The sequence below is a fragment of the Streptomyces sp. NPDC057565 genome, from assembly GCF_042801455.1.
Classification (GTDB): domain Bacteria; phylum Actinomycetota; class Actinomycetes; order Streptomycetales; family Streptomycetaceae; genus Streptomyces; species Streptomyces yanii.
In genome coordinates this window covers 16,668-40,611 of record NZ_JBHVFU010000002.1, presented here as the reverse complement: position 1 = coordinate 40,611, position 23,944 = coordinate 16,668, and the positions used below count along the sequence as shown (strand labels likewise).

At 70.1% G+C, this 23,944-nt stretch carries 23 protein-coding genes; 13 read left to right on the top strand and 10 right to left on the bottom strand.

All coding sequences use genetic code 11. The annotated features are described in order from the left end of the window. Nucleotides 1-38 precede the first annotated feature (38 nt). Nucleotides 39-533, bottom strand: coding sequence for an inorganic diphosphatase (locus ACFU8W_RS04210; RefSeq protein ID WP_037691000.1), 495 nt, complete (start codon nt 531-533; stop codon nt 39-41). An 86-nt stretch (nt 534-619) separates the two neighbouring features. Here ACFU8W_RS04210 and dacB point away from each other — a divergent pair, with 86 nt between their 5' ends. The 6 genes from dacB to folE all read left to right on the top strand — a co-directional run bounded on the left by dacB (nt 620) and on the right by folE (nt 8,214). Next, on the top strand, nt 620-2,125 hold the full coding sequence (gene dacB / locus ACFU8W_RS04205) for a D-alanyl-D-alanine carboxypeptidase/D-alanyl-D-alanine-endopeptidase (RefSeq protein ID WP_384032131.1): 1,506 nt from the start codon (nt 620-622) through the stop codon (nt 2,123-2,125). Between the two features lie 49 nt (nt 2,126-2,174). Continuing rightward, nucleotides 2,175-3,308, top strand: a complete 1,134-nt coding sequence (locus ACFU8W_RS04200) for a zinc-dependent metalloprotease (protein WP_384032129.1) — start codon at nt 2,175-2,177, stop codon at nt 3,306-3,308. A gap of 198 nt (nt 3,309-3,506) precedes the next feature. Further along, complete coding sequence (gene tilS, locus ACFU8W_RS04195; RefSeq protein WP_384032127.1) at nt 3,507-4,580, top strand: tRNA lysidine(34) synthetase TilS; 1,074 nt, start codon at nt 3,507-3,509, stop codon at nt 4,578-4,580. Between the two features lie 99 nt (nt 4,581-4,679). Further along, nucleotides 4,680-5,219: a hypoxanthine phosphoribosyltransferase gene (gene hpt, locus ACFU8W_RS04190; RefSeq protein WP_072487175.1), complete on the top strand. Its 540-nt coding sequence runs from the start codon at nt 4,680-4,682 to the stop codon at nt 5,217-5,219. A gap of 217 nt (nt 5,220-5,436) precedes the next feature. Continuing rightward, entirely contained in the window at nt 5,437-7,464 is a 2,028-nt protein-coding gene (gene ftsH, locus ACFU8W_RS04185; protein ID WP_384032125.1) for an ATP-dependent zinc metalloprotease FtsH, read from the top strand. Nucleotides 7,465-7,608: 144 nt separating this feature from the next. Then, nucleotides 7,609-8,214 (top strand): GTP cyclohydrolase I FolE, encoded by a 606-nt coding sequence (gene folE / locus ACFU8W_RS04180; protein ID WP_266984337.1) that lies wholly within the window; start codon nt 7,609-7,611, stop codon nt 8,212-8,214. Between the two features lie 41 nt (nt 8,215-8,255). Here the strand turns inward: folE and ACFU8W_RS04175 are convergent, their stop codons facing one another. The 6 genes from ACFU8W_RS04175 to ACFU8W_RS04150 form a co-directional block, all read right to left on the bottom strand. Further along, complete coding sequence (locus ACFU8W_RS04175) at nt 8,256-8,738, bottom strand: DUF3180 domain-containing protein (protein WP_345517474.1); 483 nt, start codon at nt 8,736-8,738, stop codon at nt 8,256-8,258. Between the two features lie 98 nt (nt 8,739-8,836). After that, a complete protein-coding gene (gene folK, locus ACFU8W_RS04170) occupies nt 8,837-9,448 on the bottom strand; it encodes a 2-amino-4-hydroxy-6-hydroxymethyldihydropteridine diphosphokinase (protein WP_384032123.1) in 612 nt (203 codons plus the stop codon). Then, nucleotides 9,445-9,804 (bottom strand): dihydroneopterin aldolase, encoded by a 360-nt coding sequence (gene folB / locus ACFU8W_RS04165; protein WP_345517476.1) that lies wholly within the window; start codon nt 9,802-9,804, stop codon nt 9,445-9,447. Before folB ends, folK begins: the two co-directional genes overlap by 4 nt. Before the next feature lie 217 nt (nt 9,805-10,021). After that, the gene (locus tag ACFU8W_RS04160) at nt 10,022-10,495 is read right to left on the bottom strand and encodes a nuclear transport factor 2 family protein (protein WP_345517477.1); all 474 of its coding nucleotides are present in this window, start codon (nt 10,493-10,495) and stop codon (nt 10,022-10,024) included. Continuing rightward, entirely contained in the window at nt 10,492-11,289 is a 798-nt protein-coding gene (gene folP, locus ACFU8W_RS04155; protein WP_384032964.1) for a dihydropteroate synthase, read from the bottom strand. The genes ACFU8W_RS04160 and folP overlap by 4 nt, the downstream gene beginning before the upstream one ends. A gap of 93 nt (nt 11,290-11,382) precedes the next feature. After that, complete coding sequence (locus ACFU8W_RS04150; RefSeq protein ID WP_384032120.1) at nt 11,383-13,224, bottom strand: phosphatidylglycerol lysyltransferase domain-containing protein; 1,842 nt, start codon at nt 13,222-13,224, stop codon at nt 11,383-11,385. Nucleotides 13,225-13,364: 140 nt separating this feature from the next. Here ACFU8W_RS04150 and ACFU8W_RS04145 point away from each other — a divergent pair, with 140 nt between their 5' ends. Then, nucleotides 13,365-14,486: an alpha/beta hydrolase gene (locus ACFU8W_RS04145; protein ID WP_384032118.1), complete on the top strand. Its 1,122-nt coding sequence runs from the start codon at nt 13,365-13,367 to the stop codon at nt 14,484-14,486. A 45-nt stretch (nt 14,487-14,531) separates the two neighbouring features. Here ACFU8W_RS04145 and ACFU8W_RS04140 read toward each other — a convergent pair whose 3' ends face one another. Next, nucleotides 14,532-15,710, bottom strand: coding sequence for a betaine/proline/choline family ABC transporter ATP-binding protein (locus ACFU8W_RS04140; protein ID WP_384032116.1), 1,179 nt, complete (start codon nt 15,708-15,710; stop codon nt 14,532-14,534). Nucleotides 15,711-15,840: 130 nt separating this feature from the next. Between ACFU8W_RS04140 and ACFU8W_RS04135 the strand changes: the two genes are divergently transcribed. The 4 genes from ACFU8W_RS04135 to ACFU8W_RS04120 all read left to right on the top strand — a co-directional run bounded on the left by ACFU8W_RS04135 (nt 15,841) and on the right by ACFU8W_RS04120 (nt 19,377). Next, nucleotides 15,841-16,554 carry an ABC transporter permease gene (locus ACFU8W_RS04135; protein WP_384032114.1) on the top strand — a complete coding sequence of 238 codons (714 nt, stop codon included), beginning with the start codon at nt 15,841-15,843 and terminating at the stop codon, nt 16,552-16,554. A gap of 3 nt (nt 16,555-16,557) precedes the next feature. After that, nucleotides 16,558-17,232 carry an ABC transporter permease gene (locus tag ACFU8W_RS04130; protein ID WP_384032112.1) on the top strand — a complete coding sequence of 225 codons (675 nt, stop codon included), beginning with the start codon at nt 16,558-16,560 and terminating at the stop codon, nt 17,230-17,232. Between the two features lie 59 nt (nt 17,233-17,291). Beyond that, nucleotides 17,292-18,269: an ABC transporter substrate-binding protein gene (locus tag ACFU8W_RS04125; protein WP_345517483.1), complete on the top strand. Its 978-nt coding sequence runs from the start codon at nt 17,292-17,294 to the stop codon at nt 18,267-18,269. A gap of 106 nt (nt 18,270-18,375) precedes the next feature. Next, the gene (locus ACFU8W_RS04120) at nt 18,376-19,377 is read left to right on the top strand and encodes a hypothetical protein (protein ID WP_384032109.1); all 1,002 of its coding nucleotides are present in this window, start codon (nt 18,376-18,378) and stop codon (nt 19,375-19,377) included. Nucleotides 19,378-19,575: 198 nt separating this feature from the next. On the opposite strand, the gene ACFU8W_RS04115 is transcribed toward ACFU8W_RS04120, so the two are convergent. Further along, nucleotides 19,576-20,718, bottom strand: a complete 1,143-nt coding sequence (locus tag ACFU8W_RS04115) for an NADH-quinone oxidoreductase subunit D (RefSeq protein ID WP_327245706.1) — start codon at nt 20,716-20,718, stop codon at nt 19,576-19,578. Nucleotides 20,719-20,833: 115 nt separating this feature from the next. Then, nucleotides 20,834-21,841: an SAM-dependent methyltransferase gene (locus ACFU8W_RS04110; RefSeq protein ID WP_384032107.1), complete on the bottom strand. Its 1,008-nt coding sequence runs from the start codon at nt 21,839-21,841 to the stop codon at nt 20,834-20,836. A 96-nt stretch (nt 21,842-21,937) separates the two neighbouring features. Between ACFU8W_RS04110 and ACFU8W_RS04105 the strand changes: the two genes are divergently transcribed. Together ACFU8W_RS04105 and ACFU8W_RS04100 are read left to right on the top strand one after the other, a co-directional pair. Further along, complete coding sequence (locus ACFU8W_RS04105) at nt 21,938-23,137, top strand: sensor histidine kinase (protein ID WP_384032105.1); 1,200 nt, start codon at nt 21,938-21,940, stop codon at nt 23,135-23,137. A gap of 43 nt (nt 23,138-23,180) precedes the next feature. After that, complete coding sequence (locus ACFU8W_RS04100; RefSeq protein WP_384032103.1) at nt 23,181-23,858, top strand: response regulator; 678 nt, start codon at nt 23,181-23,183, stop codon at nt 23,856-23,858. Nucleotides 23,859-23,944 lie beyond the last annotated feature (86 nt).

The window sequence follows — 23,944 nt, the reverse complement described above, 5'->3', positions numbered from 1 at the left end:
GGGATCACGCCTGCGCGGCGGTCACGGACACCGCTGTGTCAGTGCTTGCCGCCCTGCGCCTCGAGGCGCTTGTAGGAGGCCTCGATCTCGGCCTCGGCCTCGGCGCGGCCGACCCAGTCGGCACCCTCGACGGACTTGCCGGGCTCCAGGTCCTTGTAGACCTCGAAGAAGTGCTGGATCTCCAGGCGGTCGAACTCCGACACGTGGTGGATGTCGCGCAGGTGCTCCACCCGCGGGTCGGAGGCCGGGACGCACAGCAGCTTGTCGTCGCCGCCGGCCTCGTCCGTCATGCGGAACATGCCGATGGCGCGACACTTGATGAGGCAGCCGGGGAAGGTCGGCTCGTCCAGGATGACCAGCGCGTCCAGCGGGTCGCCGTCCTCGCCGAGGGTGTTCTCGACGAAGCCGTAGTCCGCCGGGTAGCTGGTCGAGGTGAAGAGTCGACGGTCCAGGCGGATCCGACCGGTCTCGTGGTCCACCTCGTACTTGTTCCGCGAACCCTTCGGGATCTCGATGGTGACGTCGAACTCCACGGGTGGCTCCTCCATGATCAACACATACGACTGGTGATTAAGTGTCCCCCACGGAGATGTGTGCTCGCGAAAGGGGCTGGTCAACGGTGGCCGAGCCGGTGAAAAGACCGTCGTTCAACCCGTTGAACGCGTTGCGCAGGCCGGCCGTGGCGGGTTGCCTGAACAAGGTGAACGGATGGAGCAACTGGCAGTTCACGGCAGGCTCCGCCGTCCTCGGCCTGGCGCTCGCAGCCGGCGCCGTCCTCGCCGCCGGTCCCTGGGACTCGGGTCAGCGTAAGGCCGAGCAGCAGTGGGCCGCCGCCAGGGACCGTACAGGTGGCGCACATCACGAACCCGCAGCGCCGGCCGCACCGGCCCCCGCCCCGAGTGCCCCGGCCGTCCTCGCGGCCCTCGGCACCCGGGTCGACAAGGCCGCCCCGGACGAGCCCGACACTCCGGACGGAGCAGCGGCCGCTCTCCGCGCCACCCTCGACAAGCTGCTGGACTCCTCCGCGCTCGGCACCGTCCGTACCGCTGTCGTCATCGACACGGCCACCGGCAAGCGGCTGTACGGGAAGGGTGCCGACACCGCGATGACGCCCGCCTCCACCATCAAGATCGCCACTGCCGTCGCCGCACTCTCCGCCCTCGGCCCCGACCACCGCATCGCCACGACCGTCCGGGCATCCCCGGACTCCCGAACCCTCACCCTCGTGGGCGGCGGCGACCCCACCCTCGACAAGGCGGCGCTGCGCGAACTGGCCGCCGGCACCGTACGAGCCCTGCGCGACCGGGGCGTCGACACCGTCCGGCTCCGGTACGACACCTCCCGGTACTCCGGCCCCGCCCTGCACCCGATCGGCCCCAACGAGAACATCGCCCCGGTCAGCGCCCTGATGCTGGACGAGGGGCGGCTCGACCGGACGGACAGCGGACCCGCCCCGCGCAGCGGCGACCCGGCCCGTGACGCCGCCCGCACCTTCGCCGGACTCCTGAAGGACGCCGGTATCGGCACCGGGTCCGCGCCCGCGCCGGGCCGCGCTGCCGCCACGTCCAGGCCGGTCGCCAAGCATCTCTCCGTCCCGCTGTCCGCCCTGGTCGAACGGGCGCTGACCAACAGCGACAACGACATCGCCGAGGCGCTGGCCCGGCAGACCGCCCTGGCCACCGGCGAACCGGCCGACTTCGACGGCGGCCGACGGGCCGTCACCGCCCGACTGAAGAAGCTGCACCTGCCGCTGGCCGGCGCGAACTTCGCCGACGGCAGCGGACTGAATCGCAAGGACAAGGTCACCGCCGGGCTGCTGGCGGGCCTCCTCGCCCGCGCCGCGGAACCCGGCCGCCCCGAGCTGCGCCCCGTCCTGACCGGCCTCCCGGTGGCCGGATTCACCGGCACGCTCAGCAACCGGTACACCTCGACCTCGCGCGGCACCGGACTGGTCCGTGCCAAGACCGGCACCCTCACCGGGGTGAACACTCTCGCCGGGACGGTCGTGGATGCACAGGGCCGGCTGCTCGCCTTCGCCTTCCTGGCGTCCGGCACGACGTCACCGGCCGAGGCCCAGTCCGCCCTCGACGCCCTCGCCACGAGCCTCGCCGTCCGTACCCGATGAGCCGGTCAACAGCACACCGCGGACGGACCCGAGCACGTACGGTTGACGCATGACGAGCATCGGTGGTGCCGAGATGGTCGACTGGAATCTCGCGGTCGCGACCGCGACCCGGCTCGTGCGGCCGGGACCCGACATCAGCCGCGAGGAGGCCCGCGAGGTTGTCGCGGAGCTCCGCAGGCATGCCAAGGCGTCGGAGGAGCACGTCCGTTCCTTCACCCGGATGATCCCGGAGGGGGCCGAACCCGAGGACACCCCGGTCCTGGTCGTCGACCGGGCCGGCTGGATCAGGGCGAACGTCGCGGGCTTCCGCGAACTGCTCCGCCCACTCCTGGCAAAAATGGAGAACCGGCGCTCCAGCAGCCCCGGCGGAGCCGTGCTCGGTGCGGTCGGCTCCAAGGTGACCGGCGTCGAGTTGGGCATGCTGCTGTCGTTCCTGGCCTCCCGGGTCCTCGGACAGTACGAGACGTTCGCCCCCGCGAGCCGTGAGCTCCCGGCTCCCCTCAGCGGCGGCGGCAGACTGCTGCTCGTCGCCCCGAACGTCGTCCACGTCGAGCGCGAACTCGACGTCGACCCGCACGACTTCCGGCTCTGGGTCGCGCTCCACGAGGAGACCCACCGCACTCAGTTCACCGGTGTCCCCTGGCTCCGCGACCATCTGCAGGGCGAAATCCAGTCGTTCCTCGACGAGACCGACGTCGACCCGATGACTGTGCTGGAACGGCTCCGCGAGGCCGCCCAGTCGCTCGCCGGCAGCACGCCCGAGGGCGAGGAGGGCGAGGACGGCGGCCGCAGCCTCGTCGAGATCGTCCAGACCCCCGCCCAGCGCGAGATCCTCGCCCGGCTCACCGCCGTGATGTCCCTGCTCGAGGGACACGCCGACTACGTGATGGACGGTGTCGGCCCCGAGGTCGTCTCCTCCGTCGGAGAGATCCGGGAGAAGTTCCAGCAGCGTCGGGCGCGCGGCGCCAGCCGCCTCGACCAGGCGTTGCGCAAGCTCCTCGGCCTCGACGCCAAGCTGCGTCAGTACCGGGACGGCGAGCGGTTCGTGCGTGCCGTCGTCGACGAGGTCGGCATGGACGGCTTCAACCGGATCTGGACGTCCCCGAACACGCTGCCCACCAAGGCCGAGATCGCCAAACCGGCGGACTGGATCGCGAGGGTGCACCGTAGGGCAGAGCCGTGATCATGGGGCGGTCGACGGGGGAAGCCGGAAGAAGTACGCCCCGGTAATCACCCATCCGAGGGACCGTAGGGGCATGGGAAGGCGTGCAATGCTCGATGAACGGCTTGACTCTGTCACCATCGACGCACTCTGGGTGACGGCACTCTTCCCGTCCCGACGCTCCGAGGTACCCCCAAAACGTCACGAAGGGCACCGGACATGGGTCCCCATCCTGCGGTCGCGGCGATACGCCTGGCGGTCCGCCGCGTACTCCACGATGTACTGAACGAATTCGCCGAACGCACCGAACGCGCCCCGCGCCCCGAGCTCGCCGACGCCGGCCCGGGCAGGCGGCGCCCCACGCTCCCCGAACGCCCCGACGCCCCGCTGGTGCTGGTGGCCTGCTCCGGCGGCGCCGACTCCATGGCGCTCGCCTCCGCCCTTGCCTTCGAGGCCCGCAAACTCGCCGTCCGGGCCGGCGGCATCACCGTCGACCACAACCTCCAGGACGGGTCCGACGTCCGCGCCGCCGAGGTCGTCGCCCGCCTCGCCGCCATGGGCCTCGACCCGGTGGAGGCCGTCTCCGTGCACGTCGGCCGCGACGGCGGACCCGAGGCTGCCGCCCGCGACGCCCGCTACGCCGCTCTGGACGCCGCGGCCGAGCGCCACGGCGCCGCCGCCGTCCTGCTCGGCCACACCCGTGACGACCAGGCGGAAACCGTCCTGCTCGGCCTCGCCCGCGGCTCCGGCATCCGCTCGCTCTCCGGCATGGCCGCCGCCTCCGGCCCGGCCGGCCGCTACCGACGCCCCTTCCTGCAGCTCGACCGGCAGACCGCCCGCAAGGCGTGCCTGGTCCAGTCCCTGCCCGTCTGGGACGACCCGCACAACGTCGACCCCGCCTACACCCGCTCCCGGCTGCGCCACGAGGGCCTGCCCGCCCTGGAGAAGGCGCTCGGCAAAGGCGTGGTCGAAGCCCTGGCCCGTACCGCGCAGCTCTCCCGCGACGACGCCGACGCACTGGACACCTGGGCCGCCGAGGCCGACACCGCCGTACGGGACGACGCCGGGCAGCTGGACTGCGCCAAGATGTACGCGCTGCCCCCCGCCGTGCGCCGTCGGGTGCTGCGCCGGGCGGCCGTAGAGGCAGGCGCTCCGGCCGGTTCCCTCTTCGCCCGCCACATCGAGGAAGTCGACCGTCTGATCACCGGCTGGCGCGGCCAGCAGGCCATCAACCTGCCCGGCCGCGTCGAAGCCCGGCGCCAGGGTGGCAGACTGGTGATTCGGCAGAGCTGAAGCACGAGCGGCTGACATGCAGGCGAGCGGCCGCGCACGGCCGGGACACCACCCCGGACGGGGCAGGCAAAGAAAGAGACGCGGGTGAACGAGAAGGACATGGGTACCGACCTTCAGTCGGTGCTCCTCACCAAGGAAGAGATCGACGCGAAGCTCGTCGAGCTGGCCGCGAAGATCGACGCGGAGTACGCGGGCAAGGACCTGCTCATCGTCGGCGTCCTCAAGGGCGCCGTGATGGTGATGGCGGACCTGGCGCGCGCGCTGTCCACCCCCGTCACGATGGACTGGATGGCCGTCTCCTCGTACGGCGCGGGCACCCAGTCCTCCGGTGTCGTCCGGATCCTCAAGGACCTGGACACCGACATCAAGGGCAAGCACGTCCTGATCGTCGAGGACATCATCGACTCGGGCCTGACCCTGTCCTGGCTGATGTCGAACCTGGGCTCGCGCGAACCCGCCAGCCTGGAGATCTGCACCCTGCTGCGCAAGCCGGATGCGGCGAAGGTCGCGCTCGACTGCAAGTGGGTCGGGTTCGACATCCCCAACGAGTTCGTCGTCGGCTACGGGCTGGACTACGCGGAGAAGTACCGCAACCTGCCCTTCGTCGGCACGCTCGCCCCGCACGTCTACGGCGGCTGAAGGCCCCCGCAGCCCTCCTCCGGCCCGCGCACCCGACCCGGGTGCACCCTCGGGAACCCCTGACGGGTCCCCGGCGTTGGAGCCTTTGAAGGCGGGTTTGACAGACGGCTCAGGCGGTCGCAGGCGACAATGCTGGGGTACCGTCCGAAGAACAGTCTTTTCTCACAGCAGCATTTACCTACGGGCAGGAGGGACGGGGCGACTTCGCTCCGTATGGATGGACGTGAAGCGATACTTCCGTGGGCCGGTCATGTGGATCGTGCTGGCCGTCCTCGCCGTGGTCGTGTTGATGCAGGTCGTCGGCTCGTCGGGCGGCTACAAGACGGTGGACACCGGCAAGGTGATCCAGGCGATCAGCAGGAACCAGGTGGAGCAGGCCAAGCTGACCACCGGCGACGAACAAATCCTCAAGATCGAGCTGAAGGACGGCCAGAAACTCTCGGGCGAGTCCGGCAGCAAGTTCCAGGCGAGCTACATCGGTGACCAGGGTGTCCAGCTCGCCGACACGCTGCAGAAGAAGTTCGAGAGCGGTGACATCGAGAAGGGTTACACCGTCTCGCCGTCGAAGCAGTCCCCGTTCCTCTCGATCCTTCTCTCGCTGCTGCCCTTCGTCCTGATCGTGGTCGTCTTCCTGTTCCTGATGAATCAGATGCAGGGCGGCGGCTCCAAGGTCATGCAGTTCGGCAAGTCCAAGGCCAAGCTGATCACCAAGGACACCCCGAAGACGACCTTCGCCGATGTGGCCGGGTCCGACGAGGCCGTCGAGGAGCTCCACGAGATCAAGGAGTTCCTCCAGGAGCCGGCGAAGTTCCAGGCCGTCGGCGCGAAGATCCCCAAGGGCGTCCTGCTGTACGGGCCTCCCGGTACGGGCAAGACGCTCCTCGCACGCGCCGTCGCGGGCGAGGCCGGCGTCCCGTTCTACTCGATCTCCGGTTCCGACTTCGTCGAGATGTTCGTCGGTGTCGGTGCCTCCCGGGTCCGTGACCTGTTCGAGCAGGCCAAGGCGAACGCCCCGGCGATCGTCTTCGTCGACGAGATCGACGCCGTCGGCCGGCACCGTGGTGCGGGTCTCGGCGGTGGTCACGACGAGCGTGAGCAGACCCTGAACCAGCTGCTCGTCGAGATGGACGGCTTCGACGTGAAGGGCGGCGTCATCCTGATCGCCGCCACGAACCGGCCGGACATCCTCGACCCGGCGCTGCTGCGCCCGGGCCGTTTCGACCGGCAGATCGCGGTCGACCGGCCGGACATGCAGGGCCGTCTCGAAATCCTCAAGGTGCACCAGAAGGGCAAGCCGGTCGCCCCGGACGTCGATCTCGGCGCCGTGGCCCGTCGTACGCCCGGTTTCACCGGTGCCGACCTGTCGAACGTGCTGAACGAAGCGGCGCTCCTCACGGCGCGCAGCAACAAGAAGCTGATCGACAACGAGATGCTGGACGAGGCGATCGACCGCGTCGTGGCGGGCCCGCAGAAGCGGACCCGGATCATGTCCGACAAGGAGAAGAAGATCACCGCGTACCACGAGGGCGGACACGCCCTGGTCGCGGCGGCTTCCCCCAACTCGGACCCGGTGCACAAGATCACGATCCTCTCCCGCGGCCGCGCCCTCGGTTACACGATGGTGCTGCCGGAGGAGGACAAGTACTCCACGACGCGCAACGAGATGCTCGACCAGCTGGCCTACATGCTGGGCGGGCGCGCGGCCGAGGAGCTGGTCTTCCACGACCCGACCACCGGCGCTGCGAACGACATCGAGAAGGCCAGTGCCACGGCCCGCGCGATGGTCACGCAGTACGGCATGACGGAGCGGCTCGGCGCGATCAAGTTCGGCGGCGACAACACCGAGCCCTTCCTGGGCCGGGAGATGGGCCACCAGCGCGACTACTCGGAAGAGGTCGCGGCGCTCGTCGACGAAGAGGTCAAGAAGCTCATCGAGACCGCGCACAACGAGGCGTGGGAGATCCTCGTCGAGAACCGCGACGTTCTCGACAACCTGGTTCTCCAGCTGCTGGAGAAGGAGACCCTCGGCAAGGAGCAGATCGCCGAGATCTTCGCCGGAATCGTGAAGCGTCCGGCCCGCCCGGCGTGGACCGGCTCCGCACGGCGTACGCCGTCGACGCGGCCGCCGGTACTGTCGCCGAAGGAGCTCGCCCTCACCAACGGGGTCACCACGGCCAACGGGTCGACCCCGACGGACACCGCCGCGGCCACCGAGGCGATCCCTGAGGACCGTCCCGAGAGCTAGTGCGGACGCCGGTGTGGCCCCTGTCACGGGGCTCCACAGACCCGGAATGGATGCCGCGCCCCCCAGGTTTTAGCCTGTGGGGGCGCGGCTTTTGTATGTCTGCGCGATGTCCGCGCAGGTGACAGCTCAAGGAACGAGGCACAGATGACCGACCCGGTGACGCTGGACGGCCAGGGTTCGATCGGTGAGTTCGACGAGAAGCGGGCCGAGGCCGCAGTGCGTGAGCTTCTCCTCGCCGTCGGGGAGGACCCGGACCGTGAGGGGCTGCGTGAGACACCGGGACGGGTGGCGCGGGCGTACAAGGAGATATTCGCGGGTCTGAGCCAGCAGCCCGAGGACGTCCTGACGACCACGTTCGACCTCGGCCACGACGAGATGGTGCTGGTCAAGGACATCGAGGTGTTCTCGACCTGCGAGCACCACCTGGTGCCGTTCCGTGGAGTCGCGCATGTCGGGTACATCCCGGCCACCACCGGCAAGATCACCGGCCTGTCGAAGCTGGCCCGGCTGGTCGACGTCTACGCGCGGCGCCCGCAGGTCCAGGAGCGGCTGACCACGCAGATCGCCGACTCACTGATGAGGATCCTGGAGCCGCGCGGAGCCATTGTCGTCGTCGAGTGCGAGCACATGTGCATGTCGATGCGCGGCATCCGCAAGCCCGGGGCGAAGACGCTGACCTCGGCGGTACGTGGCCAGCTCCGCGACCCCGCGACGCGCGCCGAGGCGATGAGCCTGATCATGGCCCGCTGAGGGCCGGAGGCGGTGCCGGTGGGCCGGGCGGGGTCGGAGCGTCAGGCGGAGGCGGCGCTCTTGTCGTCGTCCTTGTCCTCCGGGAGCTTGCACACGCGCTCCAGGAACAAGGCGGCGGCGACCACCCCGATCCCGGCCAGCACCGCGAAACCGGCGTAGATCGCCTGGTCGCGGCGGGCCGGGATGTCGAGCGAGCCAAGCAGGAAGACCCCGGTACCGCCGTACAGGCCGGCGACCAGCGACACGACCAGGGCGCTGGCCTGGCCGAAGACCACGGCGCGGGCGGCCATCAGCGGCTCGACACCCTTCGCGCCCGGGCGGCGCTCGCGCTGCGCGCGCAGCCGGGAGCGGATGGAGAGCGCCGTCGCGAGCAGGATGACGGCGATCACCGCGAGCACGATGGGCGCGGCGAGGGGCACGCTCGGCAGGGTCCCGAGGGAGTCCCAGAGGCGGGCACCGCCCCAGGACAGCACGCCGGCCGCGGCGAAGAGTCCGGCCAGTACCCCGAGCCGTAGTTGCTTCACCGAGAAAGCCGCCCTTCGCCGCCGGCCGACCGGGCTGTCCGCCCGTCTGTCCGGCTGTCTGTTCTGTGTCCTGTGCTGACCTGCCCTGAGCCTAACGACTACTCGGGCAGGCGGAGTTCCAGATCGGCCCGGGGGTGTACGCCGCCGCGGCCGATCGTGCCGAGCAGCTCCGCCACCGGGCCGTGGCCGGGCAGCTGCGCCTCGGGGTCGATGTCGTGCCACGGGGCGAGCACGAAGGCCCGCTCGTGGGCCCGGGGGTGGGGAAGGGTCAGCGCCGGGTCGTCGGAGACCACATCCGCGTACGCCACGATGTCCACGTCGATGGTGCGCGGGCCCCAGCGCTCCTCGCGGACGCGGTCGAAGGCCTCCTCGATGGCCTGGCCGCGTTCCAGGAGGGAGGACGGGGGCAGCGTCGTCTTCACGATGATCACCGCGTTGAAGTACGACGGCTGGGAGCCGGGGGCGACACCCCACGGCTCCGTCTCGTACACCGGGGAAACCGCCTTGACCCGGAGGCCGGGGGTGTCCTCCAGGGCGTCGATGGCGCCCTGGAGGGTCTCCAGGCGGTTGCCGAGGTTGGAGCCGAGCGAGATCACGGCCGGTTTGGGGTTGGAGAGGGTGACGTCCGCCGCGTCGACCTGCTCGACCACGGAGGCGGGCACCGGCTGTACGGTCGGGTCGCTCTGCCCCTCGGTAGAAAATGCAGTCATGCTCGGCTCCGGGTGATGGTGATGGTCACATCGTCGAACGGGACGGTGATCGGCGCATCCGGCTTGTGCACGACGACCTCGACCTCCTCGACGCCTTCGTGTCCCAGGCACTTCTGGGCGATGCGCTCCGCCAGTGTCTCGATCAGATCGACCGGCTCTCCCTGCACGATGTCGACGACCTCCTCGGCGACCACGCCGTAGTGCACCGTCTTGGCCAGGTCGTCGGCGGCTGCCGCGGGGCGGGTGTCGAGGCCGAGAACCAGGTCGACGATGAAGGTCTGGCCCTCTTCCCGTTCCCGGGGAAAGACGCCATGGTTCCCACGGGCCTTGAGGCCGCGCAGCGCGACACGATCCACGCGAATCACTCCTGCTCTTGTTGGTCGTAGAGACACGGGGCCGCGTGCGGACGGCAAGGTGCCCTGTTTCGAATCTACCTGCGAGCGCGGACAGTGCTCGCCCGTGGGGGCTATGGACGGGACCGTGCGGGGCTGGTAGGCGCGTCCCCTACCCCGCAGCCCGGAGTCCAATCCCCTCGGGGGCGTATCCGCCCGGGAGCGCGCCCCCGCAAGGGGGTCAGGAGGGCGACTCGTCCTCGTCCTCGTCCTCGGACTCGGTCAGTACCGGGGACCCGTGATGGGACCAGAGCTTCCAGCCGTCCTCGGTGCGGCGGAACACATTGGTGGCGACGACGAGTTGGCCGACCAGCGGTCCGAGCTCGCCGCCGTCCTCCGCGGGGCCGCCGCTGAGGATGTTCTCGGTGCAGGTGACCAGGGCCGTGTCCCCGGTCATCGAGACCCCGACATCGGTCAGGAAGAACTGGATGTATTCGGTGTTCGCCATGATCAGGGCGTAACTGCGCAGTACCTCGCCGCGTCCGCTGAGCACCGGCCAGCCGGGGTGGACGCAGGAGATCGTGAGGTTCTCGCCGGGCAGCCAGAGCCCGGAGAGCGCGTCCAGGTCGCCGCGTTCCATCGCCTCGTAGAAGGCGGTGTTGGCCTGTTCGACCGCCGCGATGTCGGCGGCCACCTGTTCCTGGTCGTCGCTCACGCGGCTCCCTCGACGGCGCGGGCGACCCGGACGGCGTCGGCGGTCGCCCGGACCTCGTGGACCCGGACGGCCCAGGCGCCCGCCTGGGCGGAGAGGGCGGAGATTGCGGCGGTGGCCGCGTCCCGTTCCCGGGCGGGCGGTGGTGCGGCGCCCTCACCGGCCAGCACATGACCGAGGAACCGTTTGCGGGAGGCGGCGACCAGCAGGGGGCGGCCCAGCGCGCGCAGCTCGTCGAGATGGGCGACGAGGGAGAGATCGTGGGCGGCGTCCTTGGCGAAGCCCAGGCCGGGGTCGACCACGATCCGTTCGGGGGCGACGCCGCCCGCGACCACCGCGTCCATCCGCGTCCGCAGCTCCGCGACGACCTCGGCGACGACGTCCTCGTACACCGCACGGCTGTTCATCGACTCGCTGAAGCCACGCCAGTGCATGACCACGAACGGCGCTCCGGCGGCGGCGACGACCGGGATCATGTCCGGGTCGGCGAGCCCGCCGCTCACATCGTTGACCAGGGCCGCACCTGCGGCGACGGACTGTTCCGCGACCCGGGCCCGCATGGTGTCCACGGAGACCGTGACGCCTTCCTGGGCCAGCCCCCGGACGACCGGGATCACGCGCCGCAGCTCCTCGGCCTCGTCCACCCGGCTGGCGCCGGGACGGGTCGACTCGCCGCCGACATCGACCAGGTCGGCGCCTGCGGCGACCAGGTCGAGGCCGTGCTTGATCGCAGCCGTGGTGTCGAACCAGCGGCCTCCGTCGGAGAAGGAGTCGGGGGTCACATTGACGACACCCATGACCGCACAGCGGTCCCACTCCGGCAGGCCCTGGACCGTGCCTCGTCCACGCAACGTACTCATGCGACCAGCGTAGGCCCGTACGGAGCGGTGTTACGCCGCGCTGGGACCGTGCTCCGGTCCGGGACCCGTTGCGTGGGCGCAGGGACGGGGCCGGGAGGCCGGGAACCGGCGGGCGAACGGACGGGGCAGGCCGACGTTGACGAAGCCCTCGGCCTGCATCGCGGCGAACGAGATGCGGGGCAGGTCGCGGCTGGTGCGATAGACGACGAAGCGGGGCTCCCAGCGGGGCCGGAACTTGGCGTTGAACTTGTACAGCGACTCGATCTGGAACCAGCGCGACAGGAAGATCAGCAGCCCGCGCCAGCCCCGCAGCACCGGGCCCGCGCCCAGTTTCTCGCCGCGGGCGAGCGCCGAGCGGAACATCGCGAAATTCAGCGAGACACGTTCGATGCCGAGCCGGGGCGCGTCGTGCAGGGAGGCGACGATCAGCAGCTCGTTCATCCCGGGGTCGGCGGCGCGGTCGCGGCGCATGAGCTCCAGGGACATGCCGTCCGTGCCCCACGGAACGAAGTGGAGCACGGCCTTGAGATCGCCGTACGGGGAGTCGGCGGTGTGCTCGTCGGCCTTGTGGGCGGTGGCGATGATGCAGTCGCCGTCGGCCGGGTCGCCGATCCGGCCGAGCGCCATGGAGAAGCCGCGCTCGGTATCGGTGCCGCGCCAGTCGGCGGCGGCCCGCCGGATGCGGGCCAGCTCGGTCTCGCCGATGTCGCGGACGCGCCGCACGCGGGTCTCGTAACCGTTGCGCTCAATGCGCTTCACCATCTGGCGCACGTTGCGCATGGCGCGCCCGGCGAGTGAGAAATCCGCGACATCCACCACCGCCTCGTCGCCGAGCTCCAGCGCGTCGAGCCCGGTCTCGCGGGTCCAGACCTCGCCGCCCGTCTCACTGCAGCCCATCACCGCGGGGGTCCAGGAGTGCGCCTTGGCCTCGTCCATGAAGCGTTCGATGGCGCCCGGCCAGGCCTCCACGTCGCCGATCGGGTCGCCGCTGGCCAGCATCACCCCGGACACCACGCGGTAGCAGACGGCGGCCTTGCCGCTGGGGGAGAAGACGACGCCCTTGTCGCGACGGAGCGCGAAGTGGCCGAGCGAGTCGCGGCCGCCGTGCTTGTCGAGGAGGGCCCGCAGCCGGACCTCGTCCTCCTCGGTGAGCCTGGCGGCCGGATGTTCGGGGCGGAACGCGAGGTAGATGGTGGTGACGGCGGTCAGCAGACCGAGTGCGCCGAGCGAGTACGCCACGGTCCAGGAGGTGACTCCGGCGTACTCGACGGGCCCCTCGAAGCCGAAGAGTCCGTACAGGACGTGCTGGAGACGGTCGGCGATGGAGGGGTTGCCCACGACGTGGCCGGGGTGAACGGAGACGATGATCAGTCCCAGGCCGAGCGAACCCGCCCCGAGGAGAACGAAGTTGGCCAGCGCCCTCCATCGGCTGCGCGGGTCGGGGAGCGCGGCGAATTCACTCCGGTGACGGACCAGCAGATAGCAGAGCGTGAGGGAGACGAGGGCGCCGAGGACCGAGTGCCGGTAGACGAACTGCGCTGCCGCGCCTGCCGGCAGCAGGACCACGGCGGCGCGCCAGGCCCGCCGTTTGTGCCGCTTGAGGCCGTGGGCGAGGAGTAGCAGCAGGACGCCTGCGCTCAGCGACAGCGCGGCGGCGAAGGGGCCGAGGGCTCCTGGAAGGACTTCGGCGAGCGTGTGCATCCGGCTGTGCCGGAAGCGCGGGAACACCCCTGCGGCGACGTCGATCAGACCGACGAGGGTGCAGGAGGCGCCGACGAGCGCCGGTACGGATTCGGGGCGCGGTCCGCGTACGAACTTGCGTACAGCATTCGGAACCGATCCTGATTTATCCCCATCTAGCGTGATAGACATCGCTTCCCGTGGCTCCGCGAGAGATTCTTGAGTCCGTCGGCCGAGCCGGTCCGGACGATGTGCGACCTCTAGGACGAGGCTTCCGGGCGGTGGGTTCACCCGCATCCCGGAAAATTCCTGACAAGAAAGCTCACTCAACCATGGGGCTCACCAGCAAGGCAGTTCTGACGCTGTCCACTGTGCCGGCCGTCGTACTGTTCGCTGCCACGGTCTTGATCTGGCCGAGACTGGCGCGCCGCAGTGTGCCCGCGGTGTTCGGCCGCGTCGGCCTGCTGCTGGCGACCCAGGTGATGGTCTTCGCCTCGGTCGGCCTGATGGCCAACAACTCCTTTCTGTTCTACGGCTCCTGGGCCGACCTCTTCGGCGGGCAGCAGGAACTGGGCGTCGTTACGGACGGGGCGGCGGGGACCCTGGCATCGAAGAACATCGTCCGGGTCGGGATACAGCAGCCGGACGTTCCCGGTGGTTCGCACCCCACGGCGGGCGGCCGGATCGACAAGGTCGTCATCGCGGGGCGGCGGTCGAAGATCGAGAGTTCGGCGTACGTGTATCTTCCGCCGGAGTACTTCCGGCCGGAGTACGCCCACCGGCAGTTCCCCGCGGTCGTCGTCCTCACCGGCTATCCGGGCACCGCGGAGAACCTCCTGAAGAGGCTCGAGTATCCACGCACCGCACTCGATCGGGTGAAAGCCGGACGGGCACAGCCGATGATCCTGGTGCTGCTGAGGCCCACGGTCGCCCCGCCGCGGGACACCGAGTGCGTGGACATAGCGGGCGGGCCGCAGACCGAGACCTTCTTCGCGAAGGACCTGCCCCAGGCGGTCTCGGACTCGTACCGGATCGGGAAGCGGGCACGGAACTGGGGCATCATCGGCAACTCGACCGGCGGGTACTGCGCACTGAAGATCGGTCTGCACCACCCGGACAGATTCGCGGCGAGCGCCGGTCTGTCCGCGTACTACAAGGCGGCCGAGGACCCGACGACCGGTGATCTCTTCCACGGGAACCGGGCGGAGCGCGAGCGCGCGAACCTGCTGTGGAGCCTGGACCATCTGCCCCAGCCCGACTCGTCGTTCCTGGTGACGACGTCACGGCAGGGCGAGGGGAATTACAGGAGTACGCGGAAGTTCATCTCGAAGGTGAAGGCGCCCGCCCAGGTCTCCTCGATCGTGCTGGACAGCGGCGGGCACAACTTCAACACCTGGCGGCGGGAGATCCCTTCGGCGCTGGAGTGGATGAGCAGTCGGCTGAGCGAGAACTGACCGGGTGCGGCAGGCCGGTGGAGATGCCGGGCGCATGCCCCCGGTTCAGATCGAGCCCGCCCGGGCCACCGTCTCCACGTTCACGTCGGCGCGCGGCAGGTCCTGGGCGTCCGCGTCGATCGAGCGGCGCAGCGCCTCATGGAGGCGGGCAGGGGTGAGCACCCCGAGGAACCGGCCGGAGCTCTCCTTGTCGATGACCGCGATCCAGCCCGCGTCGTGCTGCAGCATCGTGGCGAACGCCTGCTTGAGCGGGGCGCCGACGGGGAGCCACGCCTCCATGCGGCGGGCGTGTTCGCGGACCGTGCCCTCGGCGTCGGCGAGGGCGGTGCCGGCCGGGATCCAGCCGTGCAGATGGTCGTCGGCGTCCAGGACGACGGCCCAGCGCGCGCCCTGGGCACGCAGCCGCTCGGTCGCCCGGGAGATCGGGTCGTCCAGATGGACGACGGGCGGCTGGTCGAGGTCGCTCTCCTCGATGGGGGTCACGGAGAGCCGCTTGAGGCCGCGGTCGGCGCCGACGAAGTCCGCGACGTACGGGGTGGCGGGGGCACCGAGCACGGTCGCGGGGGAGTCGAACTGCTCGATGGAGCCCTGACCGTAGACGGCGATGCGGTCGCCGAGCCGGACGGCTTCCTCGATGTCGTGCGTGACGAACAACACGGTTTTCCGGACCTGGGCCTGGAGTTTGAGGAATTCGTTCTGCAGCCGTTCACGGACCACCGGGTCGACCGCGCCGAAAGGCTCGTCCATCAGCAGTACCGGTGGATCAGCGGCCAGCGCCCTTGCCACTCCCACGCGTTGGCGTTGACCACCGGAGAGCTGGTCCGGATATCGGTCGCCATAAACGGAAGGGTCAAGTCCGACGAGATCCAGGAGTTCGGCGGCGCGTTCGCGGCCCTTTCCCCGCTTCCAGCCCAGGAGATGAGGAACCGTCGCGGTGTTCTCCAGCACCGTCTTGTGCGGAAACAGTCCGACCTGCTGGATCACATAGCCGATACGGCGGCGGAGCCGGACGGGGTCGATGGCCGATATGTCGTCCCCGTCGAGGAATATCCGCCCCTCGGTCGGCTCGATCAGCCGGTTCACCATCTTCATGGTGGTGGTCTTGCCGCAGCCGGACGGCCCTACGAGCGTGACCAGTTCACCCTCGGCCACTTCGAAGGAAAGGTCGTCGACTGCGGTCGTGCCGTCGGCGTACCGCTTGGTGACGTGCTCGAAACGGATCATGGTTCCCCATTGTGGCGCGTGCTCTGTGAAGGACATGTTGCTGGAATACAACGGCCTCGGCGATTGTCAGTGGTCGGGGATAGGGTCGCCAGACATCGGTACGGACCGGCGAACGGGAGGTGGGGGACGGATGGCCGGACAGAACTGCCTGGTGACGAACGACTGGATCTGCGGTGAGTATCTCCGTTCCCGTAGCCAGGAGTTGACCGATGCGACCGTTCAGCACATCTGGATCACCGCTGTCTCGGTGGTGATCGGGCTCCTGGTGGCATTTCCGCTGGCGCTGCTCGCGCGCCGCAGCCGGCGCATCGCGGGACCGGTGCTCGGACTGACGACGGTGCTCTACACCGTGCCGTCGCTGGCGATGTTCTCGCTGCTGCTGCCGCTGTTCGGGCTCTCGGCCGCGCTGGTCGTCACCGGTCTGGTGCTGTATTCGCTCACCATTCTCGTACGGAACATCCTGGCCGGGCTCGAAGCCGTGCCGCAGGAGGCGAAGGACGCCGCGAAGGGCATGGGATACGGGCCGGGCCGACTCCTGTGGGAGGTCGAACTCCCGCTCGCCCTGCCCGCGGTGATGGCCGGGGTCCGGATCGCCACCGTCTCCACCATCGCGCTCACCACGGTCGGCTCGATCGTCGGCAGAGGCGGCCTCGGCAACCTCATCGAGGACGCCCTGCCGAGCTTCTTCAAGGCGCAGGTGCTCACCGCTTCGGTGCTCTGCGTGCTGCTCGCGGTGGTCGCGGACCTGCTGCTGCTCGGGGTGCAACGGCTGCTGACCCCCTGGACCCGCATACGCACGACGCGCGACGCCGTGGGTGTGGTCGCCAAGGTGAAGGCGGTCTGACCCATGGGAGTACTCGGCGAGGCCTGGACCTGGCTGACCACCGGCGCCAACTGGTCGGGGGAGAGCGGGGCTGGGCACCGGCTCGGCGAGCATCTGTACGTCAGCGGGGTGTCGCTCGTGCTGGCCGCCGCGATCGCGCTGCCGGTCGCCCTGTACCTGGGGCACATCGGGAAGGGCGGCGCACTGGCCGTGAACCTCTCCAACGTGGGGCGGGCGATCCCGGTCTTCGCGGTGCTGGCCCTGTTCATGGTGTCGCCGCTGCGCAACGCCGGTTATGTGCCGACGATCATCGCGCTGGTCCTGTTCGCCGTGCCGCCGCTGCTGACCAACGCCTATGTCGGGATGACGGAGGTGGACCGGTCGGTGGTCGAGGCGGCGCGCGGCATGGGGATGTCGGGCGGCCAGCTCTTCGTGCGGGTCGAGCTCCCGCTCGCCTACCCGATGATCATGACCGGTCTGCGCTCGGCGGCGGTCCAGGTGATCGCCACGGCGACGATCGCCGCCATGGTCGGTCAGGGCGGGCTCGGCCGCATCATCACCGCCGGCTTCAACACGTACAACACACCGCAGGTGGTCGCCGGTGCGCTGCTCGTCGCCGCGCTCGCCCTGGCGGTGGAGGCCGTGCTGGTGGGGCTGGACCGGGCTCTGTCGCCGCTCCGCCGCCGCCGGACCGCCTGACCCATCCGATTGCCCGACACAACTCGTAATCAGCCCTGTTGCTGTGGACGGAGAACATCATGAGCAAGACCTCGCGCATAGCGGGCGCGGTCATCGGCATGGTCGCACTGGCCGGCTCGCTCGCCGCCTGCGGCGGCGACAGCCTGGAGAAGGACAAGGGCGGCTCCGCCGCGTCCGGTGACTCGGGGAAGAAGGGCTCGCTCGTCGTCGGCGCCGCGGCCTTCACCGAGTCCAAGGTGCTCGCCGAGCTGTACGCACAGATCCTCGGCGACGCCGGATACAGCACCTCGGTCACCACGGTGAAGAACCGGGAACTGTACGAGCCGTCCCTGGAGAAGGGCGAGATCGACGTCGTACCGGAATACGCCGCGACGATCGCCGAATTCCTCAACGCCAAGGCGAACGGCGCGAAGACGGCCGAGAAGAACCCGGTCGCCTCCGGTGACGCGGCGGCCACCACCGCCGCGCTGGAGAAGCTCGCCACCCCGCGCGGACTGAAGGTGCTCCCGTACGGCGAAGCGGTCGACCAGAACGCGTTCGCGGTGACCAAGGAATTCGCCGACAAGAACAAGCTCAAGACCCTTTCGGATCTGGGTGCGTCCAAGCTGAAGGTGAAGATCGCGGCGGGTGACGAGTGCGAGGTGCGGCCCTTCTGCGCACCGGGTCTGAAGAAGACGTACGGCATTGATGTCACGGGTATCGACCCGAAGGGAGTCGGCACCCCGCAGTCCAAGCAGGCCGTCAAGGACGGCAAGGACCAGCTGGTCCTCACGACCACCACCGACGCGGTGCTGGACAGCTACAACCTGGTGTTCCTGGAGGACGACAAGAAGCTCCAGAATGCGGACAACGTCGTTCCGGTTCTCAATGCCAAGGACGCCGGAGCGCAGGACATTGCCGATGCGCTCGGCAAGCTCACCAAGACGCTCACCACCGAGGACCTCGCGGAACTGAACCGCAAGGTCGACGCCGAGCGTGCCAAGCCGGCCGATGTGGCCAAGGACTATCTGCAGTCGAAAGGTCTGATCAAGAAGTAGGAAGGGACTACTTCGGAGGCCGTCGGGTAACCCGTCAGGTAACCGGCGGGGAACAGATTGCCGGGCGGCCTCCCAACCGACCCGTACGCACGGTAAATTTCAGGCCATGCCACGTGGACGTCATCGCCATTCGCCACCTCTGCACAGAATCCTTCCGCCCTCGGTCGTCGCCGGAGCGTCGGTCGTCTGTGCTGCGGGTGCCTGGCTCCTCGCCGAGCCCCTGGTCCTGCGCGGACTGGTCGCCGCCGTTGCGGCCGCAGCCGTCACCGGTGCGTATCTGATGCGCTCCTGGGACCGGGAGGCCGGCCGTCGCGTCGCGGAGCTGATGCGTGCCCGCGCAAGCGACGAATGGAAGACCGAGGAGCGCATCGCGGAGCTCGAGGCCGACCTGGAGGAGTCGCGGGCCCTGCGCGTCCGGCTGGAGACGAAGCTGCGCCGCAAGCGTGTGGAGCTCGCCGGTCTGCGCGGCGAGCACGCCGCACTGCTGCGCCGTTACGCCAACGCCGAGACCGAGCGGGCCAGCGCGCTGGAGGGACGCAGGCAGCTCGCGCTCGAAGCCGCCTCGCCCCGGGAGCTGCCCGCCGCCCGCTCCACGCCGACACCGGCCGCGTATGCGCGCGCCGCCCAGGCCCTGCAGGACCTCACCCGCAACGCCGCGCTCCAGGAAGCCCGCCGCACCGCCGAGCAGGCCAGGAAGCGCGATCTCGCGGAGCGCGCCCAGGAGGCGGAGGAGTACAAGGGGAAGCACGCGGCGGCCGATGCCGAACAGCACCGCCGCCTGTCGCCCGCCCTGCCCCCGGCCCGCCCGTCCACCGCGCTCCCCGCGCCGCGCGCAGTCCCGGCCGCCAGCGCGGTCGTTCCGTACGCCGCGTCCCGCCGTCATTCGGTGCCGCAGGGCAGCTTCGACTTCTTCGGTACGCAGAAGGCGCACGTCGCGATCGAGTCCGTGCAGAACGAGGACCTCGCGGACGTGGTCGGCGAGGAGGCGCTGGCAGCGCACCGCACGGGGGCGGCGCAGAACCGGGCCGTCGGCAAGGTCATCGACCTGACCGCGCACGACGAGACGGAGCAACTGGACGTCGTGGAGCTGCGCAGCGCGATCTCCTAAGGGCTGTCCCGTCATCCCTGACGGAACAGCGCGCGGCGTCGGATGCGGTGCATCGCCAGGCGGAGGAGCGTCCTCGTACTGGGCGTATTCGGGCGTTCCGACAACGCAGCGAGGTGCCGTAGCCGGCGTCGTGCGCCCGCCAGGGATGACGGGACAGCCCTTAGGGCCTGCCCTGCCGCGGGGTGTCGGCGGCAGGAGCTACTTGTCGATGTCGCCGACGACGAAGAACAGCGAGCCCAGGATCGCGACCATGTCGGCGACCAGCGTGCCCGGCAGCAGCTCGGTGAGCGCCTGGATGTTGTTGTACGAGGCGGAGCGGAGCTTCAGCCGGTACGGGGTCTTCTCGCCCTTGGACACCAGGTAGTAGCCGTTGATCCCGAGCGGGTTCTCGGTCCAGGCGTAGGTGTGGCCCTCGGGGGCCTTCAGCACCTTGGGCAGCCGCTGGTTGATCGGACCGGGCGCCAGCCCGGCCATCCGGTCCAGGCAGGCGTCCGCCAGGTCCAGCGCGTTGTGGGTCTGTTCCAGCAGGCACTCGAACCGGGCCAGGCAGTCGCCCTCGGTGCGGGTGACGACCTTGAGGGTGTCCTGCAGTTCCCCGTACGCCAGATACGGCTCGTCGCGCCGCAGATCGAAGTCGACCCCGGAGGCGCGGGCGATCGGCCCGGACACCCCGTACGCGTGCACGGTCTCGGCGGACAGCACACCGACACCGCGGGTACGGCCCCGGAAGATCTCGTTGCCGAGCACCAGCCGGTCGTACACGTCCATCCGTGAGCGGACCGAGGCGACGGCGTCCCGGGCGCGGCCGAGCCACCCTGCGGGGAGGTCCTCCTTGAGACCGCCGACCCGGTTGAACATGTAGTGCATCCGGCCGCCGGAGACCTCCTCCATCACGGCCTGCAGCTCCTCGCGTTCCCGGAAGGCGTAGAACACCGGGGTGATGCCGCCCAGTTCGAGCGGGTACGAGCCGAGGAACATCAGGTGGTTCAGCACCCGGTTCAGCTCGGCGAGGAGTGTCCGTGTCCAGACCGCTCGCTCCGGGACCTCCATGCCGAGCATCCGCTCGACAGCCATCACGACACCCAGCTCGTTGGAGAAAGCCGACAGCCAGTCGTGACGGTTGGCGAGCATCACGATCTGCCGGTAGTCGCGCGCCTCGAAAAGCTTTTCCGCACCGCGGTGCATATAGCCGATGACCGGCTCGGCGTGCTGGATCCGCTCGCCGTCGAGGACGATCCGCAGACGGAGCACGCCATGTGTCGAGGGGTGCTGCGGCCCGATGTTGAGCACCATGTCGGTGCTCTCCGCCGCGCCACCGATGCCGACCGTCGTCTCCGTCATACGGCCAGTATTCCCTGCGCGCCGCACAGCGTGCTCCGGGCCCCGGGCTTTCCGGCCCGTCCGCCCGGCACCCCGGACCGCATTGCCTCCGGGGCGCTGCCGCGGAGCCCGCTCGTCAAACGCCGGAGGGGCTCGACAGGCTCGCCCCCACCCGTTGCATCAGCCATCCGAAATCGCCCAGTCCGCCCCGTGCGGTCAGCTCGGCCGCCTCGCCCGCCGACGCCAGCGCCCGCACATATGCCGCCGGGTCGGTCGAGGCGAGTGCGAGCGACGGCCGCTCCCCGCTGACCCCGAGCCCGCGCAGCGCCTCCCGCTGATCCACCACCTCCGGCTCCATCCCGCCCCCCGCACCCGCCGCCGCGCACGCGTCCAGCGCCACATGCGAGGTCAGGTCGCAGCTGCCGTCCGGCACCGGCCGCACCTCGCGCCCGGCCCGGAAACCGGTCAGCGTGCCGAACGGCGGCCGCGCCTCCCGTACGTGGGCGTAGTCGACCGCCACGGCGAGCCCCTCGGACAAGGTGGCGACCACCCGCGCCCACGCCTCGTCGCGCGGCCGCCCGATCTCCGCGCGGCTGCCAGGACCGGCCGACGGCCACCAGCGGCGCAGCCACTCGGCGTCCGCCCCGGTCACCGGTGAGCCCAGCCGTTCCGTGCCGTCCGTCGTCCGGACAAGCACATACCGGTCGACGCCGTCCGCGTCGGTCTCCGCGACCGGCGTCGGCACGTTGTCCAGCCACTCGTTGGCGAACAGCAGCCCCCGCACCCCCTGCGGCGGCTCGGCGCACCACTCGATCCGGGGGTCCAGACCCGGCGGCCGGGCAGCGATCTCCACCGCATACGCCCGCACCACGAGCCCCGCCGGGGCGTTGCCCGGCAGCGCCGCCAGCACCCCTGTCAGCAGCTCGCCCCGCCCGGCCCCCAGGTCGATCAGATCGATCCGGTCCGTTCCCAGCTCCCGCGCCGTCCCGGCCAGCAGTCTGGCCACGGCGGCGGCGAACAGCGGCGAGGCATGCACGGAGGTGCGGAAATGCCCGGCAGGCCCCTCGGGGCTCCGGTAGAACCCCCCGTCCCCGTACAAAGCGGTCTCTGCCGCCTCCTGCCACCCACACCACTCATCCGTCACGGAGCCAAGTCTCCACCTTGGGGAGTACGGTCCCTGGAACCGGATCGGCCCTTCGGCTGACCCGGTCACCTGTCGGCCTTCCCTACGCTGGGTTACGTGCAGCGCCTCTACGACTTCATCCGCAGACACCCGACGGGCGTCGACACCTTCTGGGCTGTCGTCCTCCTCGGTCTCTCCGGCGTGTCCGTGGTGGCCGACCCGAGCCGCGGATCGGAGCGGCTCCCCGCCGTGCCGATCATCATCGGTCTCTGCCTGGTCGTTGCGCTGCGCCGCCGGGCACCGGAGAAGATGCTGCTGCTCGCCGTCGCGATGGGCGTCGCGCAGCTGGTGTTCGGTGTCGGACCGAGCGTCGCGAACTTCGCCATGCTGGTGATCACCTTCACCGTGGCCACGGTCGGTGAGCGCTGGGCTTCCCGGCTCGCGCTGGTCTGCAGTCTCTGCGCGGCCGGTCTCTCGCAGCTGCGCTGGCCGAACGAGCCGCACGGCAACTGGACGCAGGAGGTCTTCGTCGTCATCGTCATGACGGTGCCGTTCGTGCTCGCCTGGGTGCTCGGCGACTCGATGCGGACCCGGCGGGCGTACTTCGACCAGTTGGAGGAGCGCGCCGCCCGTCTCGAGCGGGAGCGCGAGGCGCAGTCGAAGGTCGCGGTGGCCGCCGAGCGGGCCCGTATCGCCCGCGAACTGCACGATGTCGTCGCACACAACGTCTCCGTCATGGTGGTGCAGGCCGACGGCGCGGCGTACGTGATGGACGCGGCGCCCGACCAGGCCCGGCAGGCCCTGGAGACGATCTCCAGCACCGGCAGGCAGGCACTCGCCGAGATGCGCCGGCTGCTCGGCGTGCTGCGGACCGGCGACGCCCAGGAGAGCGGGGAGTACGTCCCACAGCCCGACGTCGAGCAGATCGAGGACCTGATCGAGCAGGTCAGGCAGACCGGCCTGGCAGTGGACTTCAAGATCGAGGGAACCCCGCGCCCGCTCCCCAGTGGGGTCGAACTGACCGCGTACCGCATCGTGCAGGAGGCCCTGACCAACACCCGCAAGCACGGTGGCCCGGACGCCGGTGCGAGTGTGCGGCTGGTCTACTTCGACGACGGGCTCGGGCTGCTGGTCGAGGACGACGGCCGGGGCGCCGCGCACGAACTGTACGAGGACGGCGGCGCCGACGGCGCGGGCCACGGGATGATCGGCATGCGGGAGCGGGTCGGCATGGTCGGCGGCACGCTCGACGCCGGGCCGCGCCCCGGCGGCGGTTTCCGGATCAGCGCGCTGCTGCCGCTCAAGCCCGCCCACTAGCCCGCCGACCCTTGCTGGACAGGAACAGGAGACAAGAACCCTCATGGCGATCCGCGTGATGCTCGTCGACGACCAGGTGCTGCTGCGCACCGGTTTCCGGATGGTGCTCGCAGCCCAGCCGGACATGGAGGTCGTTGCCGAGGCCGGCGACGGCGCGGAGGCGATCGAGACCCTTCGTTCCACCGCCGTGGATGTGGTGCTGATGGATGTCCGCATGCCGAGGCTGGACGGTGTCGAGGCGACCCGGCGCATCTGCGGCGGGCCCGATGCGCCCAAGGTGCTCATCCTGACCACGTTCGACCTCGACGAGTACGCCTTCTCCGGACTGAAGGCGGGGGCCAGCGGCTTCATGCTCAAGGACGTGCCGCCGGGCGAGCTGCTCGCCGCGATCCGTTCGGTGCACAGCGGAGACGCGGTCGTCGCCCCGTCCACCACGCGACGACTGCTCGACCGCTTCTCGCCCTTGCTGCCGAGCAGCGGCGACGAACCGCGGCACAAGGACATCGGCAAGCTCACCGAACGCGAACGCGAGGTGATGCTGCTGGTGGCGCAGGGCATGTCGAACGGCGAGATCGCGGCACGCCTGGTGCTGTCCGAGGCGACGGTGAAGACGCACGTCGGCCGCATCCTCACCAAGCTGAACCTGCGCGACCGGGTGCAGGTCGTGGTCCTCGCGTACGAGACGGGGCTGGTGCGGGCCGGCGGGGGCGGGGCGGGCTGACCCCGCAACGCATCGCGGTCTCTCCGCGGGACCCGTCCGGGCTCAGGCGCAGGCGGCTGGACCGAGCCCACGGCCGCCCGGCGCCG

Coding starts and splice junctions, on each gene's coding strand:
- ACFU8W_RS04200 (WP_384032129.1), top strand. CDS start 2,175: ATGACGAGCATCGGTGGTGCCGAGATGGTCGACTGGAATCTCGCGGTC.
- tilS (WP_384032127.1), top strand. CDS start 3,507: ATGGGTCCCCATCCTGCGGTCGCGGCGATACGCCTGGCGGTCCGCCGC.
- hpt (WP_072487175.1), top strand. CDS start 4,680: ATGGGTACCGACCTTCAGTCGGTGCTCCTCACCAAGGAAGAGATCGAC.
- ftsH (WP_384032125.1), top strand. CDS start 5,437: ATGGACGTGAAGCGATACTTCCGTGGGCCGGTCATGTGGATCGTGCTG.
- folE (WP_266984337.1), top strand. CDS start 7,609: ATGACCGACCCGGTGACGCTGGACGGCCAGGGTTCGATCGGTGAGTTC.
- folK (WP_384032123.1), bottom strand. CDS start 9,448: ATGACTGCATTTTCTACCGAGGGGCAGAGCGACCCGACCGTACAGCCG.
- folP (WP_384032964.1), bottom strand. CDS start 11,289: ATGGGTGTCGTCAATGTGACCCCCGACTCCTTCTCCGACGGAGGCCGC.
- ACFU8W_RS04150 (WP_384032120.1), bottom strand. CDS start 13,224: ATGTCTATCACGCTAGATGGGGATAAATCAGGATCGGTTCCGAATGCT.
- ACFU8W_RS04145 (WP_384032118.1), top strand. CDS start 13,365: ATGGGGCTCACCAGCAAGGCAGTTCTGACGCTGTCCACTGTGCCGGCC.
- ACFU8W_RS04140 (WP_384032116.1), bottom strand. CDS start 15,710: ATGATCCGTTTCGAGCACGTCACCAAGCGGTACGCCGACGGCACGACC.
- ACFU8W_RS04135 (WP_384032114.1), top strand. CDS start 15,841: ATGGCCGGACAGAACTGCCTGGTGACGAACGACTGGATCTGCGGTGAG.
- ACFU8W_RS04130 (WP_384032112.1), top strand. CDS start 16,558: ATGGGAGTACTCGGCGAGGCCTGGACCTGGCTGACCACCGGCGCCAAC.
- ACFU8W_RS04125 (WP_345517483.1), top strand. CDS start 17,292: ATGAGCAAGACCTCGCGCATAGCGGGCGCGGTCATCGGCATGGTCGCA.
- ACFU8W_RS04120 (WP_384032109.1), top strand. CDS start 18,376: ATGCCACGTGGACGTCATCGCCATTCGCCACCTCTGCACAGAATCCTT.
- ACFU8W_RS04115 (WP_327245706.1), bottom strand. CDS start 20,718: ATGACGGAGACGACGGTCGGCATCGGTGGCGCGGCGGAGAGCACCGAC.
- ACFU8W_RS04100 (WP_384032103.1), top strand. CDS start 23,181: ATGGCGATCCGCGTGATGCTCGTCGACGACCAGGTGCTGCTGCGCACC.